The 14,883-nt window shown below is 62.1% G+C and carries 15 protein-coding genes; 9 read left to right on the top strand and 6 right to left on the bottom strand.

Going from position 1 to position 14,883, the window contains the following annotated elements; all coding sequences use genetic code 11:
- The first annotated feature begins 248 nt into the window (after positions 1-248).
- The 4 genes from aldA to ATI14_RS21420 all read left to right on the top strand — a co-directional run bounded on the left by aldA (position 249) and on the right by ATI14_RS21420 (position 5,916).
- A complete protein-coding gene (aldA, locus tag ATI14_RS21405; protein ID WP_016969210.1) occupies positions 249-1,673 on the top strand; it encodes an aldehyde dehydrogenase in 1,425 nt (474 codons plus the stop codon).
- A gap of 76 nt (positions 1,674-1,749) precedes the next feature.
- A complete protein-coding gene (locus tag ATI14_RS21410) occupies positions 1,750-3,060 on the top strand; it encodes an MFS transporter (RefSeq protein ID WP_080520132.1) in 1,311 nt (436 codons plus the stop codon).
- Between the two features lies 1 nt (position 3,061).
- Positions 3,062-4,279 (top strand): mandelate racemase/muconate lactonizing enzyme family protein, encoded by a 1,218-nt coding sequence (locus tag ATI14_RS21415; protein WP_016969212.1) that lies wholly within the window; start codon positions 3,062-3,064, stop codon positions 4,277-4,279.
- A gap of 26 nt (positions 4,280-4,305) precedes the next feature.
- Entirely contained in the window at positions 4,306-5,916 is a 1,611-nt protein-coding gene (locus ATI14_RS21420; RefSeq protein WP_016969213.1) for a GMC family oxidoreductase, read from the top strand.
- A 272-nt stretch (positions 5,917-6,188) separates the two neighbouring features.
- Here the strand turns inward: ATI14_RS21420 and ATI14_RS21425 are convergent, their stop codons facing one another.
- Positions 6,189-7,292: a DSD1 family PLP-dependent enzyme gene (locus ATI14_RS21425; protein ID WP_016969214.1), complete on the bottom strand. Its 1,104-nt coding sequence runs from the start codon at positions 7,290-7,292 to the stop codon at positions 6,189-6,191.
- Positions 7,293-7,362: 70 nt separating this feature from the next.
- Between ATI14_RS21425 and ATI14_RS21430 the strand changes: the two genes are divergently transcribed.
- On the top strand, positions 7,363-7,989 hold the full coding sequence (locus tag ATI14_RS21430; RefSeq protein ID WP_016969215.1) for a helix-turn-helix transcriptional regulator: 627 nt from the start codon (positions 7,363-7,365) through the stop codon (positions 7,987-7,989).
- Here the strand turns inward: ATI14_RS21430 and ATI14_RS21435 are convergent.
- Positions 7,977-8,357 (bottom strand): RidA family protein, encoded by a 381-nt coding sequence (locus ATI14_RS21435; protein ID WP_016969216.1) that lies wholly within the window; start codon positions 8,355-8,357, stop codon positions 7,977-7,979. The genes ATI14_RS21430 and ATI14_RS21435 overlap by 13 nt on opposite strands.
- Positions 8,354-9,319, bottom strand: a complete 966-nt coding sequence (locus ATI14_RS21440) for a threo-3-hydroxy-L-aspartate ammonia-lyase (protein WP_016969217.1) — start codon at positions 9,317-9,319, stop codon at positions 8,354-8,356. Before ATI14_RS21440 ends, ATI14_RS21435 begins: the two co-directional genes overlap by 4 nt.
- A gap of 121 nt (positions 9,320-9,440) precedes the next feature.
- On the opposite strand from ATI14_RS21440, the gene ATI14_RS21445 reads away from it, so the two are divergent.
- The 3 genes from ATI14_RS21445 to ATI14_RS21455 all read left to right on the top strand — a co-directional run bounded on the left by ATI14_RS21445 (position 9,441) and on the right by ATI14_RS21455 (position 11,586).
- Positions 9,441-10,058, top strand: a complete 618-nt coding sequence (locus ATI14_RS21445) for an LbetaH domain-containing protein (RefSeq protein WP_016969218.1) — start codon at positions 9,441-9,443, stop codon at positions 10,056-10,058.
- A gap of 92 nt (positions 10,059-10,150) precedes the next feature.
- A complete protein-coding gene (locus tag ATI14_RS21450; protein WP_016969219.1) occupies positions 10,151-10,669 on the top strand; it encodes a sigma-70 family RNA polymerase sigma factor in 519 nt (172 codons plus the stop codon).
- Positions 10,666-11,586, top strand: coding sequence for a FecR domain-containing protein (locus tag ATI14_RS21455; protein ID WP_016969220.1), 921 nt, complete (start codon positions 10,666-10,668; stop codon positions 11,584-11,586). The genes ATI14_RS21450 and ATI14_RS21455 overlap by 4 nt, the downstream gene beginning before the upstream one ends.
- A gap of 94 nt (positions 11,587-11,680) precedes the next feature.
- On the opposite strand, the gene ATI14_RS21460 is transcribed toward ATI14_RS21455, so the two are convergent.
- From ATI14_RS21460 to ATI14_RS21470, 3 genes are read right to left on the bottom strand one after another with little or no spacing between them, the layout of a single operon-like run.
- Entirely contained in the window at positions 11,681-12,397 is a 717-nt protein-coding gene (locus tag ATI14_RS21460) for an ABC transporter ATP-binding protein (protein ID WP_016969221.1), read from the bottom strand.
- Positions 12,394-13,221, bottom strand: a complete 828-nt coding sequence (locus ATI14_RS21465; protein WP_016969222.1) for an ABC transporter permease — start codon at positions 13,219-13,221, stop codon at positions 12,394-12,396. The genes ATI14_RS21460 and ATI14_RS21465 overlap by 4 nt, the downstream gene beginning before the upstream one ends.
- Before the next feature lie 10 nt (positions 13,222-13,231).
- Positions 13,232-14,203, bottom strand: coding sequence for an aliphatic sulfonate ABC transporter substrate-binding protein (locus tag ATI14_RS21470; protein ID WP_016969223.1), 972 nt, complete (start codon positions 14,201-14,203; stop codon positions 13,232-13,234).
- A 320-nt stretch (positions 14,204-14,523) separates the two neighbouring features.
- On the opposite strand from ATI14_RS21470, the gene ATI14_RS21475 reads away from it, so the two are divergent.
- Positions 14,524-14,739 (top strand): TOBE domain-containing protein, encoded by a 216-nt coding sequence (locus ATI14_RS21475; protein WP_003173733.1) that lies wholly within the window; start codon positions 14,524-14,526, stop codon positions 14,737-14,739.
- Positions 14,740-14,883 lie beyond the last annotated feature (144 nt).

The raw sequence follows: 14,883 nt of genomic DNA on the forward strand, positions 1-14,883 counted from the left end.
CATACCGAGCGTGAGCGAGGTGCCGAGTGTTGGGGCAAGAGCCCTTTGGTTACTTTGGGGCTTTTCCAAAGTGACCCGCTGTAAGAGCGGAACCCATATCCGCCATCACCGAAATAACGGATATGCCCCCCAACCCCCACTAACCTGCGTTTTTAGCACGTTACCCCACCCAATAAGTCGTTTGCCCAGCCCCCTAACAACGACAAAACTGCATGTCACTCGCAAAACAACAACGTTGGGCAAACCACATGCAACCCGAGCGCAATTTCTACAACGGCCAGTTCGCCGAACCCGCCACCGACGCCCTGATCGCCGTCTACAACCCCGCCACCGAAACCCTGATCGGCCACGTCAGCGCCGCCACCCCCGACGAAGCCATCGCCGCCGTCGATGCCGCCGCCGCCGCCCAGAAAACCTGGGGCAAACTCACCAGCATCGAACGCGCCGAGCACCTGCGGGCCTTCGCCGACGCGCTGGATACCCACGCCGAAGCCATCGGCGCCGCCCTGGCCGGCGAGTCGGGCAAAAGCGTCAGCGACGCCAGCAACGAAGCCCGCTACGCCGCACAAATCACCCGCTACCACGCCGAATGGGCCCGCCGCATTGAAGGCGAAATCATTCCCAGCGACACCCCGGACGAAAACCTGTTTCTGCAACGCGAGCCCATCGGCGTCGTGGCCTGCCTGATTCCGTTCAACTACCCGGTCTACACCCTGCTGCGCAAGATCGCCCCGGCGCTGATCGCCGGCAACACCGTGGTGGTGCGCCCCAGCAACAACACGCCCCTGTCGGCATTCGAAATCGCCAAGGCGGTGGTCTCCGCCGGGATTCCGGCCGGTGTGATCAACATCCTGACCATGGACCACGCCACCGCCGCCAGCGTGTGCACGCACAAGGCCGTTGGCCTGATCACCCTCACCGGCAGCGTCAACGCCGGGCGCATCGTGTTGGATTACTGCAAGGCCAATATCGCCAAACCGTCCCTGGAGCTGGGTGGCAAGACCCCGGCGATCATCGAAGCCGATGCCAACCTGGAACAGGCCGCCAGTGCCATTGTCGCCTCCAAGACCACCCACTGCGGCCAACTGTGCACGGCGGTGGAGCGCGTCTATGTGCACGAGGCTGTCTACGACCGGTTCCTGGCCTTGCTGAAAAGCAAAATCAGCGCAGTGAAGTTCGGTGACCGTGCCGCCGACGCCAGCCTGATGGGCCCGCTGGTCAACGCCAGTTCGCAAAAGAATATCCACGCCATGGTCGAGCGCGCCGTCGCCGCCGGTGCTGTACTGGAAACAGGCGGCGTGTTGCCCGAGGGGCCAGGCCATTTCTACCCGCCGACCCTACTCAGTGGTTGCCGCCAGGACATGGAGATCATCCAGGAAGAAATCTTCGGCCCGGTGTTGCCGGTGCTCAAGTACCGCGACATCGATGAAGCGCTGGCCATGGCCAACGATCATCAGTTCGGTCTGTCGTCGGTGCTCTACACCGAGAACTACCGCACGGCGATGAAAGTGGCCAATGCCATCGAAGCCGGCGAGTTGTACGTCAATCGAACCCCGGCGGACCCGTATCAGGGGTTCCACGCCGGCTGGAAACGCTCAGGGCTGGGCGGCGATGACGGTAAGCACGGGATGCTTGAGTTCACCCAGACCCGCCTGGTGGTCATGAAGTACTGATCCACGAACACCTGCTGCACCTTTAATAAAAACAATTATCAAGGCACCCGCGCACCGGGTGCCTGAGGTCTACACGATGTCCAAGCCTGCACCCGTTGCCCAGGTTTCCGTTGCCGTGCCCGCGGCAAACAGCGACAAAGCCAGTCGCTACTTCCAATTGCTGTTTCTGGTACTGGCCGCAGGGGCGATCTACCCGATCCTCTACCTGCGCCAGGTCTACCAGACCACCATGCTGGAAGTGTTCCACATCAATCACAGCGAGTTGGGTTACCTGTACTCCATGCTCGGCACGATTTTCCTGCTCAGCTACTTGCCCAGCGGCTGGCTGGCCGACCGTTTGCCGCCGCGCTTCCTGATTTTCTTCTCACTGGTCGCCACCGGCGCGCTGGGCATTTGGTACTCGACGGTGCCGTCGATGACCGGCCTGATGATCATTTTCGGCTGCTGGGGCCTGACCACCGGCCTGACGTTCTGGGCCTCGGTGCTCAAGCGCGTGAAGATGATTGCCCACCAAAGCGAGCAAGGCCGTTTCTTCGGCATCCTCGACGGCGGTCGTGGCCTGGTTGAAGCACTGCTCGCCACCGTGGCCCTCGGCCTGTTTGCCTACGCCACGCAAACCCGCAGCGAAACGGCCGCCGAAGGCTTCAAGCACGTGGTCTATCTGTATTCCTTCGTGTGCATCGCGATCGGCTGCGTGCTGGTGCTGCTCAAAGACCCGAAATCCATGGCCGAAACCGCGGCGGTGGAGAAGGGCAAGTTCAACCTGCTCGCCGACCTGACCACCCTGGTGAAAATCCCCGAGCTGTGGCTGGTGACCGCCATCGTGTTCTGCGGTTACCACATGTTCTGGGCCACCTACAGCTTCTCCGACTACCTGCAAGGCAGCGGCATGACCGCCGTCATGGCCGGCACCATCACCACCATCAAGCTGTGGATGCGCCCCATCGGTGGCATCGGCGGCGGCTGGCTGGGGGACAAGTTCTCGAACATTTCGGTGCTGATCGTCGCGTTGGCGCTGGTGACCCTGGCGATGGTCGGGCTGATCGTGTTCCCGGCCTTCAACAGCCTGGGCTTGCTGATCGGCACCGTGATCTTTATCGGGCTGATGACCTACGCGATCCGTGGCCTGTACTGGGCGATCCTCGACAGCTGTGACATCCCGCTGCGCATCACCGGGCTGGCCATCGGCATCGTCTCGGTGGTGGGTTACCTGCCGGACACGTTTATCCCGCTGATCAATGGCTACCTGACCGACACCTACCCGGGCAAGGCCGGTTACAACCTGTATTTCGGCTACATCGCCTTCATCGGCGTGCTCGGCACCCTTGCGGCCTTGACCCTGCGCGCCCGAATCAACCGTAAAAAATTCAACCAGACAGGTGCCTGAGATGAAAATCGTCGCCCTTGAAACCCATATTGTTGCTGTTCCACCGCCGCACATCGGCGGCATGTACTGGCTGTTCGTCAAGCTCAAGACCGACTGCGGCATCGAAGGCGTCGGCGAGATCTACGCCGCTACCTTCGGCCCCAAGGCCATGCTGCCGATCATCGAAGACGTGTTCGAGCGCTACCTGCTCAACCATGACCCGCACCACATCGAGCGTTTCTTCCGCCAGGCGTACTCCAGCGGTTTCACCCAGCGCCCGGACCTGACCATGATGGGCGTGGTCAGCGGCCTGGAAATGGCCTGCTGGGACATCATCGGTAAGGCCGCCAACAAGCCGGTCTACGAGCTGCTCGGCGGCAAGGTCAACGAGCGCCTGCGCTCCTACACCTACCTCTACCCGGTCAACAGCAAAGGCGAGTACGACTACGACGACCCGGACCTGGCCGCCGAGTGTGCCATCGAGAACATGAACAAGGGCTTCACCGCCGTGAAGTTCGACCCAGCCGGCCCGTACACCGCGTACTCCGGCCATCAGATCTCGCTGGAAGTGCTGGAGCGCTGCGAAACCTTCTGCCGCAAGATCCGCGAAGCCGTGGGCGACAAGTGCGACCTGCTGTTCGGCACCCACGGGCAGATGGTGCCGTCGTCGGCGATCCGCCTGGCCAAGCGCCTGGAAAAATACGACCCGCTGTGGTTCGAAGAACCGGTGCCGCCAGGCCAGGAAGACGCCATGGCCCAGGTTGCGGCCAAGACCAGCATCCCGATTGCCACTGGCGAGCGCCTGACCACCAAGTATGAGTTTTTCAAGCTGCTGCAAGCCGGTGGTGCGTCGATCCTGCAGATGAACGTGGCCCGTTGCGGCGGTCTGCTGGAAGCCAAGAAGATCGCGAGCATGGCCGAGGCCTACTACGCCCAAATCGCCCCGCACCTGTACAACGGGCCGATTGGCGCGGCTGCCAGCTTCCAGTTGGCCACCTGCACGCCGAACTTCCTGATCCAGGAAAGCATCATGACCTGGGGCGGTTTCCATGCCGAAGTGCTGACCAAGCCGCTGCAGTGGGAGGACGGCTACATCATCCCGTCCACCGAGCCGGGCCTTGGGGTGGAGCTGAACATGGACGTGGTGCGCGCGCACACGCCGTACACCGGCGAGCGCCTGCACCTGCAAATGGCGCCGACACCGGCCGACGTGAAAGACACTTCGCCCGCCAAGGGCTAATAAAACGACTGATGCGGTAACCGTGAATGACATATGACTACATCATCGCCGGTGCCGGCGCGGCCGGTTGCGTCCTCGCCAACCGGCTGTCCGCCTCGGGCGAATACTCCGTGTTGCTGCTGGAAGCCGGCGGCAAGGACAGTTCCCTGTGGTTCAAGATCCCGGTCGGTTTCGCCAAGATGTATTACAACCCGACCTTCAACTGGATGTACTACAGCCAGCCGCAAAAGCAGTTGGCCGGGCGTGAAATCTACGCGCCACGCGGCAAGGTGCAGGGCGGGTCGGGCTCGATCAACGCCATGATCTATGTGCGTGGTCAGGCCCATGACTTCAACGATTGGGCGGCCAACGGCAACGACGGTTGGAGCTTCAAAGACGTGCTGCCGTACTTTCGCAAGCTGGAAAACCACCCGCTGGGCGACACCGAGTACCACGGCAGCAGCGGCCCCATCAGCATCACGCCGATGAAGGGCCAGACCCACCCGATCTGCGACGTGTTCCTCAAGGGCTGCGAGCAGCTGGGGTATGCCCACAGCGACGACTTCAACGGTCCGAACTTTGAAGGCGCCGGTCTGTATGACGTCAACACCCGAAACGGCGAGCGCAGTTCCAGCAGCTTTGCGCACCTGCACCCGGCGTTGGGCCGCTCCAACCTGACGGTGGAGCTGCATGCCCTGGTGGACCGCGTGCTGTTCGACGACCAGCAGCGCGCCACCGGCATTGCCGTGACCCAGCACGGCGTGAGTCGCACCTTCACTGCGCGCAAGGAAGTGATTCTCTGCGCCGGCGCGGTGGACACGCCGAAGATCCTGCAACTGTCCGGCGTGGCCGATCAGCAACTGCTGGCCGAGCACAATATTCCGCTGGTCAAGCACCTGCCGGCCGTGGGTGAAAACCTGCAGGACCACTTGTGCGCCAGCTACTACTACAAAGCCAATATCCCGACCTTGAACGACGAACTCAGCTCGTTGTTCGGCCAGTTCAAGCTTGGCCTCAAATACCTGTTCACCCGCAAGGGCGCGCTGGCGATGAGCGTCAACCAGGCCGGCGGGTTCTTTCGCGGCAACGACGAGCAGACCGACCCGAACCTGCAGTTGTATTTCAACCCGTTGTCGTATCAGATCCCGAAAAACAACAAGGCCAGCCTCAAGCCCGAGCCTTACTCAGGCTTCCTGCTGTGCTTCAACCCGTGCCGCCCGACCAGCCGGGGCACCATTCGTATTGCTTCAAAGAACCCGCGTGATGCGGCGCTGATCGACCCCAACTACCTGAGCACCCAGAAGGACATTGACGAGGTGATCCAGGGCAGCCGGTTGATGCGCAAGATCATGCAGGCGCCGGCGCTCAAGGGCATCACTGTGGCCGAAATCCTGCCCGGCACGGCCGTGCAGACCGACGAGCAAATGCTGCAGTATTTCCGTGAAAACAGCGGCTCGATCTACCATCTGTGCGGCTCCTGCGCCATGGGTTCGGACCCGCAGGTTTCGGTGGTGGACAAGCGCTTGAAGGTGCACGGTCTGCAAGGGCTGCGCATTGTCGATGCGTCGATCTTCCCCAACGTGACCTCGGGCAACACCCATGCCGCGGTGCTGATGGTGGCGGAAAAGGGCGCGGACTTGATCCTGCAGGATGCCTGAGAACACCACCGGTTTAAGGCTGGACTTGGGTTGTGTGGGAGCTGTCGAGCGTTAGCGAGGCTGCGACGGCGGCGGCACTGGCAATATCTCTGTTGGCAGTGCCACCGCTATCGCAGGCAAGCCAGCTCCCACATTCGACCGCATTTCAAAGGATGGGCGCGGTCTCCTGTGGGAGCTGTCGAGCCCAGGCGAGGCTGCGATGGCGGCGGCATGGGCGATATCTGTTTCGGCAGTGCCACCAAGCAAGCTCTCACTTTGGTCCGGTGTTTCAGCTACCAGCCGCGCAGGCGTGGCCAGTCCTGAATCTGGCCGCTCTCCAACAGCGCGTTATAGCTGCCGAACTGTGCCCCTGTCGCACAGGCATGGTTCGGCAAAATGCGCAGGCGCATGCCCAGCGGAAATTGTGCGATCACGTCCACATCGTCGCTGTTGAACCGGGCCACCCCGTGTTCCTGGTTGGCGCTGCTCAGCAGCAAACCATCAATCGGCTTCCCGTGTTCATCACACACCTGGCCATAACCAAAATCGTGCCGTTGTGCCTGGGTGCCCCGATCGCGACTCATCGCCATCCAGCCCGCGTCGGTGATGATCCAGCCTTTTTCCGGCTGATGGCCTATCACCGTGGTCAACACGCTTAACGCCAGTTCATCCAGGCGGCACACACCGATGTTGTGCATCACCAAATCAAAAAACGCGTACACCCCGGCGCGCAGTTCGGTCACGCCGTCCAGACTTTGGGCGGATAACGCCGTGGGCGTGGAGCCGACACTGACCCGGTCGCACGGCAGGCCTGCAGCGCGAATGTGGCGGGCCGCTTCCACGCAGCGCGCGCGTTCCTGTTCCGCGATGGCCTGCAAGGCTTCAGGCGTGTCCAGGGCATAACTTTCGCCGGCGTGGGTCAACACGCCTGCGAGGCTGTCGCCGAGCAGACGCGCGATCTCCAGTAACAAAGGGTCCTGCGGCTTGACCCCGGAGCGGTGGCCGTCGCAATCGATCTCGATCAGCACCGCAAAGGTTTCGCCGTGTTCACGGCCGAAATCGACGATGGCACGCGCGCCTGCCAGGCTGTCGGTGATCAGCGTCAGCGCGCAGCCGTTGCGCCGCAACGCCAGGGCCTGGGGCAGTTTGTGCGGGGCCATCGCCACGGCGTAAAGAATGTCGGTGATGCCCAGCGCGAAAAAATACTCGGCTTCTTTCAGCGTCGACACCGTGATGCCCCGGGCGCCGGCGGCGATCTGCGCAGCCACCACTTCAGCGCATTTATGGGTTTTGACATGGGGGCGCAGAGTCACACCCAAGTGGTCGGCACGCTGTTGCATACGCGCGATATTGCGCTGCATTTTCATCACATCAAGCAGTGCGGCAGGGGTGTCCATGGTTAAAGCTCCACAAAGAGGGACGGCGGCCAAATTGACGGCCTGTCCATGACTGGATATGTTGTCTTGCATGAAAAAGACCTCGACTGAAGACACCCATCTGATTAGCCAACTCGAACAGGTTGCCGAAGGCTTGAGCAAAACCTTCAGCCCGTTCTGTGAAGTCGTGCTGCACGATTTGCGCGACCCGCAGCACGCGATTCTGGCCATCCACAACAACCTCTCCGGGCGTCAGCCGGGCGAACCGGCCACTGCGCTCGGCCTGGCGCGTATTGCTGATCCGGAGTACGCCCAGGTCATCGCCAATTACCAGAACCAGTTCAGTGACGGGCGCCAGGTCAAAAGCACGTCCATCGGTATCAAGGGGCACGGCGGTGATTACATCGCCGCCTTGTGCATGAACGTCGACCTGTCATTGTTCCGTGGCTTGCAAGGCATGCTGGAGCAGTTCGGTGCGCTCAGCGGCGACAACCCCAACGACTCCCTCGACCCCTCGGGTGCCGACGCGATTCGCGCGCGTATCGACAAGTTCGCCGCGCGCCTGGCCACCACTCCGCGTGCGCTCAAGACGGCGGACCGCCGTGTGTTGATGCAAGAGCTCAAAGAGTCGGGCTGTCTGGACATTCGCCGCGCCATGGAAACCGTGGCCTCGCACCTGGGCGTGTCACGCGCGGCGGTCTACACCTACGCCAAGTAACGCGCCACGGCTTCAATCTCCACCAGGTAGCCGTGATGCAGCTCCGGCACCGGCACCACGGCGCGGGCAGGGCGGTGCTCGCCTAGTGCGGCGGCGTACACGCGGTCGAATTCCGGCCAGTGCTTGACCCCAGCCACGTACACCGTGACCTTCACCAGATCGGCGGGTGAGCCACCCGCAGCCTTCAGGATCGCCAGCAGGTTCTGCAGCGCCATTTGCGCCTGCTCGGCAAACGACGCCGTCAGGTTATGGCGCCCGTCGGGGCTGACCGGCAATTGCCCGGAAATGTACAGGGTGTCGCCGTGGCGAATCGCTTGGGCGTAATGCCCGGCAGGTTGTGAGGCATCAGCGGTGTGGATGATGTTCATGATGCCTCGCTGAGCAGGGCGGCGTATTTGAGGATGTCCACGTTGCCGCCGGTGACGATAATGCCCACGCGCTGCCCCTTGAACCGTTGGCCCAACTGGCGGAGCGCCGCAAGTCCCAGGCAGCCGGTGGGCTCCACGACCAGTTTCATGCGCTGCATGAAGAATTTCATTGAGGCCACCAGTTCGGCGTCCGACACCGTGAGGATGTCGGTCACCAGGTCACGAATGATCGGGAACGTATGGTTGCCCAAATGCTGGGTCTGTGCGCCGTCGGCGATGGTCGCCGGGGTGTCGATGTGCACGATGCTGCCGCTTTGGAACGAGCGTTGGCCGTCATTGCCGGCTTCGGGTTCGACGCCGAACAGTTGGCAATCGGGCGCCAGTGCGCGGGTCGACAGTGCCGTACCCGACAGCATGCCGCCGCCGCCCAGGCCCACGAACATGGCATCCAGCGGGCCGGTGAACTCCAGCAGTTCCTTGGCGGCGGTGCCCTGACCGGCGAGGATATGCGGGTGGTCGTAGGGCGGAATCAGGGTCATGCCGTGCTCGACCGCGAGGGTACGGCCGATTTGCTCACGGTCTTCGGTGAAACGGTCGTACAGCACCACGCTGGCGCCGTAGCCACGGGTGGCGGCGACTTTGGCCGCCGGCGCATCGGTGGGCATCACGATAGTGGCCGGCATGCCCAGCAGGTTGGCGGCCAGCGCGATGCCTTGCGCATGGTTGCCCGAAGAAAACGCTACCACCCCGGCCTTGCGTTGTTGTGCGTCGAACCGCGACAGCGCATTGAACGCGCCGCGAAACTTGAAAGAACCGGTGCGTTGCAGGTTCTCGCACTTGATAAACACCTGGGCGCCGATTTCGGCATCCAGCGTGCGCGAGGTGAACACTGGCGTGGTGTGGGCAAAGCCTTCCAGGCGCTGGGCGGCATCGATGACGTCTTGGTAGGTGGACGATTGCATGGGGCAGACCTCGTGTGCTTTTGTGGATAAAATATCCATAACAAGACAAATAGTAAAGGTGCGTTTATCACAGGCGCCATGCTAATTTTCCGGGCTTGTCCAAACGCCCGAGGGTTCGACGTTGATCCGACTCACCGATTACATTGCCGGTTTTTCCCAATCCACCCTTGCACCGTGGGCTGAACTGGCGCCCTGGGCACTGGCGGCCCAGGCACCGGCTATCGTCCGCCAATTGCTCGTCCAACTGCCGGCCGACGAATACACCCTGGAAGGTGACGTCGCCGTGCACCGCACTGCCACCGTTGAGACGGGCGCTTTGCTCAAGGGGCCGTTGATCATCGGCGCCCAGTGCTTCATCGCCAGTGGCTCGCTGCTGCGCGGCGGTTGCTGGCTGGATACGCACTGCATCATCGGCCCCGGCGCGGAACTGAAAACCTCGTTTGTGTTCAGCGGCAGCAAGCTGGCGCACTTCAATTTTGTCGGCGATTCGGTGCTGGGCCACGGCATTAACCTGGAAGCGGGGAGCATCGTTGCCAACTACCGTAACGAGCGTGATGACAAGGAAGTGCAGGTGCGCATTGACGGGCAGCTGCAACGCACGGGCTGTGACAAGTTTGGCGCGCTCCTCGGGGATCAGTGCCGGATCGGCGCCAATGCGGTGCTGGCACCGGGAGCGGTGTTGAGGCCCGCCAGCGTGGTGGGGCGTGGGCAGCTATTCGATGGTGAAGTATCCGTTTAAACGCAATGTTGAAATGAACATGGTGTGCCGACGCGATATTAAATAGAATGAATCTCATTTGAGACTCACTCGCGCCGCGCAGGTTGCTTGCCATGAATGATGCTGTCGTCCCGACCCACGCCCCTGAGCTTGCACTGACGAGCCTGTACCGCGACCACCGCAGTTGGCTGGAAAGCTGGCTGCGGCGGCGCATGGGCAATGCCTGGGACGCGGCGGACCTGAGCCAGGAGACGTTTCTGCGAGTGCTGGCCAGCGCCCAGCCGATACCGCAGTTGCAGGAACCGCGCGCGTATCTGGTGACCATCGGCAAGCGTTTGCTGGTCAACTTTCACCAGCGGCGTAGCCTGGAGCAGGCGTACCTGAATGCCTTGGCCAGCTTGCCGCCAGCGTGCGTACCGTCGCCCGAACAACGTTGGCTGGTGCTCGAAACCCTGCAAGCCCTGGACGAACTGCTCGACGGTCTGCCGGCAGTGGTGCGTCGTGCGTTTCTGTGGAGCCAACTGGAAGGCCTGGGTTATCGCGAGATTGCCGCGCGCCTTGACGTATCCGAGCGCACGGTGAAGCGCTACATGGCCCAGGCCTACGAGCATTGTTTGTGGGTGGAGCTGTGAGCCGTGACGTCGCGCGGGCCGCCGCACAATGGTTGGCGCTGCTTGAGTCCGGCGCCGCCACCGAGCGTGATCACGCCAACCTTCAACAGTGGCGCGACAGCCACCCACAGCACGAACAGATTTGGCAAAAAGCCCAGTCCCTGCGTCAGCGTTTCGGCGACTTGCCTCAGGCATTGGCCATGGCCAGTCTCGACCGCCCGCAATCGGGGCGCCGCGCGTTGCTCAAGCGAGCCCTGGGTGTGGCGGCGTTGGTGCCTGCCGCATGGCTGGTGAGCCGGCAGTTGCCCATCGAGGCATGGCGCGCCGACCTGCACACCGCCACGGGCGAGCGCAAACGCTTGCCGCTGGCCGATGGCGGCAGCCTGCAACTCAACACGGCGACTGCCGTGGATATCAACCTGGCGCAACGGCTTGTCACCCTGGTCGATGGCGAGCTGGCGTTGAGCGTTCCGGGGGCGGCGGCGATGACGGTGCAAACCCGGTACGGGCAAGTGCAGATCAGCCACGGCGAGGCGTGCGTGCGGCAGTTGGCGACCGGGTGTTTGGTGTCGGTGTTCAAGGGGGCGGTGCAGGTGCGTGATGCGAGCGGGCAACCGGCAACCTTGCGCAGCGGCCAGCAAGCCCCGATGGACGCCCGCGGGCTTGGTGCCCCGGTGCCGTTTGATGTGTGGCAACCGGGCTGGCGCGAAGGCGTGTTGACCGCGCAAAACCAGACGCTGGGGGATTTTTTGCGTGAGCTTGAGCGTTACCGACCCGGCGTTTTGCGCTGGGACCCAAGCCTGGAACGGCTGCGAGTCACCGGCAGTTTCCGTCTGGATGACACCGACCGCGTCCTCAACCTGCTGGCCTCGACACTGGGGTTTGAAGTGCAGGCGCGAACGCGGTATTGGGTGACGTTGAGCCAAAAACGGGTGTGATCCGAGCCGCCACTGCTTTTTTTGTGGCAAGCCTGTTTGCCACAACAAGCCCGGTAACTGCAAACAAGCAGGCCTTCAGAGAAATGGCAGTGCCTCAGATCACATGCGCCCGTTGCAGTTCAGTCAGCGACAGCGCCTTGAGCTGCGCCAGCAGCGGGTCGCGCCGATCCCTCGGGTGTGCCAGGTCCACCTTTAACGTTTGGCGAATGCTGCTGGGCCGGTTGTCCATCACCAGCACCCGGTCGCTCAGGTACAGCGCTTCATCCACGTCATGGGTCACCAGCAATAACGCGATCGCATGGTGCGCCGCCAGTTGCAGCAGCAAGTCCTGCAGCTTCATGCGGGTGAAGGCGTCCACCGCGCTGAAGGGTTCGTCCAGCAGCAATACCTGCGGGCGCGAGTACAGGCCGCGTGCGATGGCGACCCGTTGCGCCATGCCGCCGGACAGCGCCTTGGGCAGTGCCTGGGCGAAGCCCTTGAGGCCGACTTCCTCAATCAGTTGCGTGACCCAGGCCTTGTCGTAACGGTCGTCGTCACTGAACCCGATGTTTTGCTCCACCGTCAGCCAGGGCATCAGCCGCGGTTCCTGGAACACAAATGCCACTTCGCCGTCGGGGCTGCGCAGCTGGCCCTGAAAGTCGGTGTCCAGCCCGGCGACAATCCTCAATAACGTGCTTTTACCGCAGCCGCTGGGGCCCAGCAGGCTGACGGTTTCGCGCGGCTGCAGGGCCAGGTGCACATTCGTGAGCACGGTAGTGTCGGCGAAGCTTTTACGCGCGACATGAATGTCCAGCAAAGATGCCTGGCTCATTGTTCTGCCCCTTGACCGGTGAACGTATCGCGCCAGGCCAGGCAGCGTTTCTCAAGCGTCGCGAGCAAACCGTCGCTGAGCTTGCCGAGCAGCGCCAACACAATGATCGCCGCCAGCACGATATCCGGCCGTGAGGTTTCGCGGCCATCGCTGAGCAAGTAGCCCAGGCCCTTGGTGGCCGCGATCAGCTCGGCGGCCACCAGGAACATCCACGCCAGGCTCAAGCCGCTGCGCAACCCGGTAAACAGGCCGGGCAGGGCGGCGGGCAACAGGATGCGCCGTACCAGGCGCCTGCGGCTGAAGCCGTACATCTGGCCGACCTCCACCAATTTGCGGTCGATATCACGAATGGCCGCGACGCCGTTGAGGTACACCGGAAAGAACGCCCCAATCGCAATCAGCACCACTTTTGAGGTTTCATCGATGCCCAGCCACAGCAGCAACAGCGGTACCCAGGCCAGGCTCGGGATCGAGCGCAGGCCGGCGAAAGTCGGCTCCAGATAAGCCTCGGCTTCACGGCTGAGCCCGACCCAGGCCGCGAACAACAGCGCCAGGCTCGCGCCAATCCCAAAACCCAGCAGCACCCGCAACAGGCTGGCGCTGATGTGCTTCCACAGCGCGCCTTCGGCGAGGTCGGCGAGGGTCACGGCGATTTCGCTGGGGGCCGGCATTTGGTAGGACGGTAGCCAGCCGATGCGTACGACCCCCTCCAAAACCAACAGGATCAGCACCGGCAGAACCAGGCCCTTGAGCCTCTTCGGCCAGCCGCTGCGCTTGACCGCCACGGGTACCGTCACCGGCAATGCTTGGGTTTTGCCTGACATCTCGCGCCCCTTATGGTTTTGGCAGCGTCTGGCCAAATGACGTGTCGATCAGTTGGTCGATCACCTGATCCACATTCACCCCTTTGCGCACCAATTCTTCCGACACCAGAATCGGCGCCGCTGCCTTGGACGATTCCACGTCCTTGGCGCTCAGCAGCGGGGTACTCAGGTCGGTGCGCGACAGTTGCAGCTTGGCCACTTCCAACGGCAGGCCGGATTCATCGGCGAGCAATTTGGCGAACTCATCCGGGTGCTTCACTGCCCAGTCCCTGGCTTTTTCATAGGCGCCGAGCACTTTGGTGATGGTGTGCGGGTGCTCCTTGGCGTACTGCTCGGTGACGCTGACCACGCCGTAGCTGTTGAAGTCCTTGTTGCGGTACAGCAGGCGCGAACCGGCCTGGATCTCGCTGGCCGCCATGTGTGGGTCGAGGCCGGCCCAGGCGTCGACGTCACCTTTTTCCAGAGCGGTACGGCCGTCCGGGTGTTGCAGGTGCACCAGTTCGACGTCGTCTTTTTTAAGCCCGGCTTTTTGCAGGCTGCGCAGGGTGAACAGGTACGGGTCGGTGCCCTTGGTGGCGGCGATTTTCTTGCCTTTGAGCTCGGCGACGCTGTTGAGCGGTGAATCCTTGCGTACCACCAGCGCCGTCCACTCGGCGCGGCTGTAGACGTACACCGATTTGATCGGGCTGCCATTGGCACGGCTCAACACGGCAGAGAGGCTGGCAGACGAGGCAAAGTCCACGCCGCCGCTGTTGAGGTATTCCAGCGAGCGGTTGCTGCCCTGGCTCAACACCCAGCCGACTTTGGTCTGCGGCAAGGCCTGTTCGAGCCAGCCGAAATGTTTGAGCACCAGGCTCACGGGCGAGTAATAGGCGTAATCCAGATTGACTTCGGCAGGGTCGGCTTCGGCGGCGAAGGCTTGGGTGTTCAGGCATAAGGCGAAGGCGCAGGCGCCGAGCAAGCGGTGGACAAGGGGGGTCATGGAACAGCTCCGGACAGGGTGGCGAGAGAAGAATTTTCTTATATTCAGAAAACTGAAATGGCATGTTCCATCATGCTTAACGGGAATATGCAGTCTCTGTGCCATCGGGCTCCGTGGCTTATTTACCGGGGTTTCGGGCGCAATTGCTGTGGTGCAATAGGGCAGATTGTTGATCGACTGTTGGTGGGTAAACAGTCTCTATATGTTCGAATCGAATAAACAAAGAGTTATATATTCCTTTTAATGTTTTGGTGTGAGGCGCATTTTGAGGGCCTGCGCATTCGTGCGGATTGACCCAACAGCCAAAAAGGAAAGCCGACATGACCATCAAAGCGATCAACGTGCGCAACCAGTTCAAAGGCGTGATCAAGGAAATTCTGCTGGGGGAAGTGGTGTCCGAAATCGACGTGCAAACCGCGTCCGGCATCGTCACGTCGGTGATCACCACCCGATCGGTGCGTGACCTGGAATTGAAAGTGGGCAGTGAAGTGATTGCCTTTGTGAAGTCCACCGAAGTGTCCATCGCCAAACTGTAATTGCTGTTGCCAATGTGGGGGCGGGCTGTCGAGCGTTAGCGAGGCGGCGAAGGCGGTGGGTCAGAGGGTATCTCTGTTGGCCATGCCGCCGCTTTCGCAGGCAAGCCAGCTCCCACCTTTGATTGAGCAAGGCCTCAAAGTGCA

It is taken from the genome of Pseudomonas tolaasii NCPPB 2192 (assembly GCF_002813445.1).
GTDB lineage: Bacteria > Pseudomonadota > Gammaproteobacteria > Pseudomonadales > Pseudomonadaceae > Aquipseudomonas > Aquipseudomonas tolaasii.

Excerpts from the sequence above, each read along its gene's own strand:
- aldA (WP_016969210.1), top strand. The coding sequence starts at position 249 with ATGCAACCCGAGCGCAATTTCTACAACGGCCAGTTCGCCGAACCCGCC.
- ATI14_RS21410 (WP_080520132.1), top strand. The coding sequence starts at position 1,750 with ATGTCCAAGCCTGCACCCGTTGCCCAGGTTTCCGTTGCCGTGCCCGCG.
- ATI14_RS21415 (WP_016969212.1), top strand. The coding sequence starts at position 3,062 with ATGAAAATCGTCGCCCTTGAAACCCATATTGTTGCTGTTCCACCGCCG.
- ATI14_RS21420 (WP_016969213.1), top strand. The coding sequence starts at position 4,306 with ATGACATATGACTACATCATCGCCGGTGCCGGCGCGGCCGGTTGCGTC.
- ATI14_RS21425 (WP_016969214.1), bottom strand. The coding sequence starts at position 7,292 with ATGGACACCCCTGCCGCACTGCTTGATGTGATGAAAATGCAGCGCAAT.
- ATI14_RS21430 (WP_016969215.1), top strand. The coding sequence starts at position 7,363 with ATGAAAAAGACCTCGACTGAAGACACCCATCTGATTAGCCAACTCGAA.
- ATI14_RS21435 (WP_016969216.1), bottom strand. The coding sequence starts at position 8,357 with ATGAACATCATCCACACCGCTGATGCCTCACAACCTGCCGGGCATTAC.
- ATI14_RS21440 (WP_016969217.1), bottom strand. The coding sequence starts at position 9,319 with ATGCAATCGTCCACCTACCAAGACGTCATCGATGCCGCCCAGCGCCTG.
- ATI14_RS21450 (WP_016969219.1), top strand. The coding sequence starts at position 10,151 with ATGAATGATGCTGTCGTCCCGACCCACGCCCCTGAGCTTGCACTGACG.
- ATI14_RS21460 (WP_016969221.1), bottom strand. The coding sequence starts at position 12,397 with ATGAGCCAGGCATCTTTGCTGGACATTCATGTCGCGCGTAAAAGCTTC.
- ATI14_RS21465 (WP_016969222.1), bottom strand. The coding sequence starts at position 13,221 with ATGTCAGGCAAAACCCAAGCATTGCCGGTGACGGTACCCGTGGCGGTC.
- ATI14_RS21470 (WP_016969223.1), bottom strand. The coding sequence starts at position 14,203 with ATGACCCCCCTTGTCCACCGCTTGCTCGGCGCCTGCGCCTTCGCCTTA.
- ATI14_RS21475 (WP_003173733.1), top strand. The coding sequence starts at position 14,524 with ATGACCATCAAAGCGATCAACGTGCGCAACCAGTTCAAAGGCGTGATC.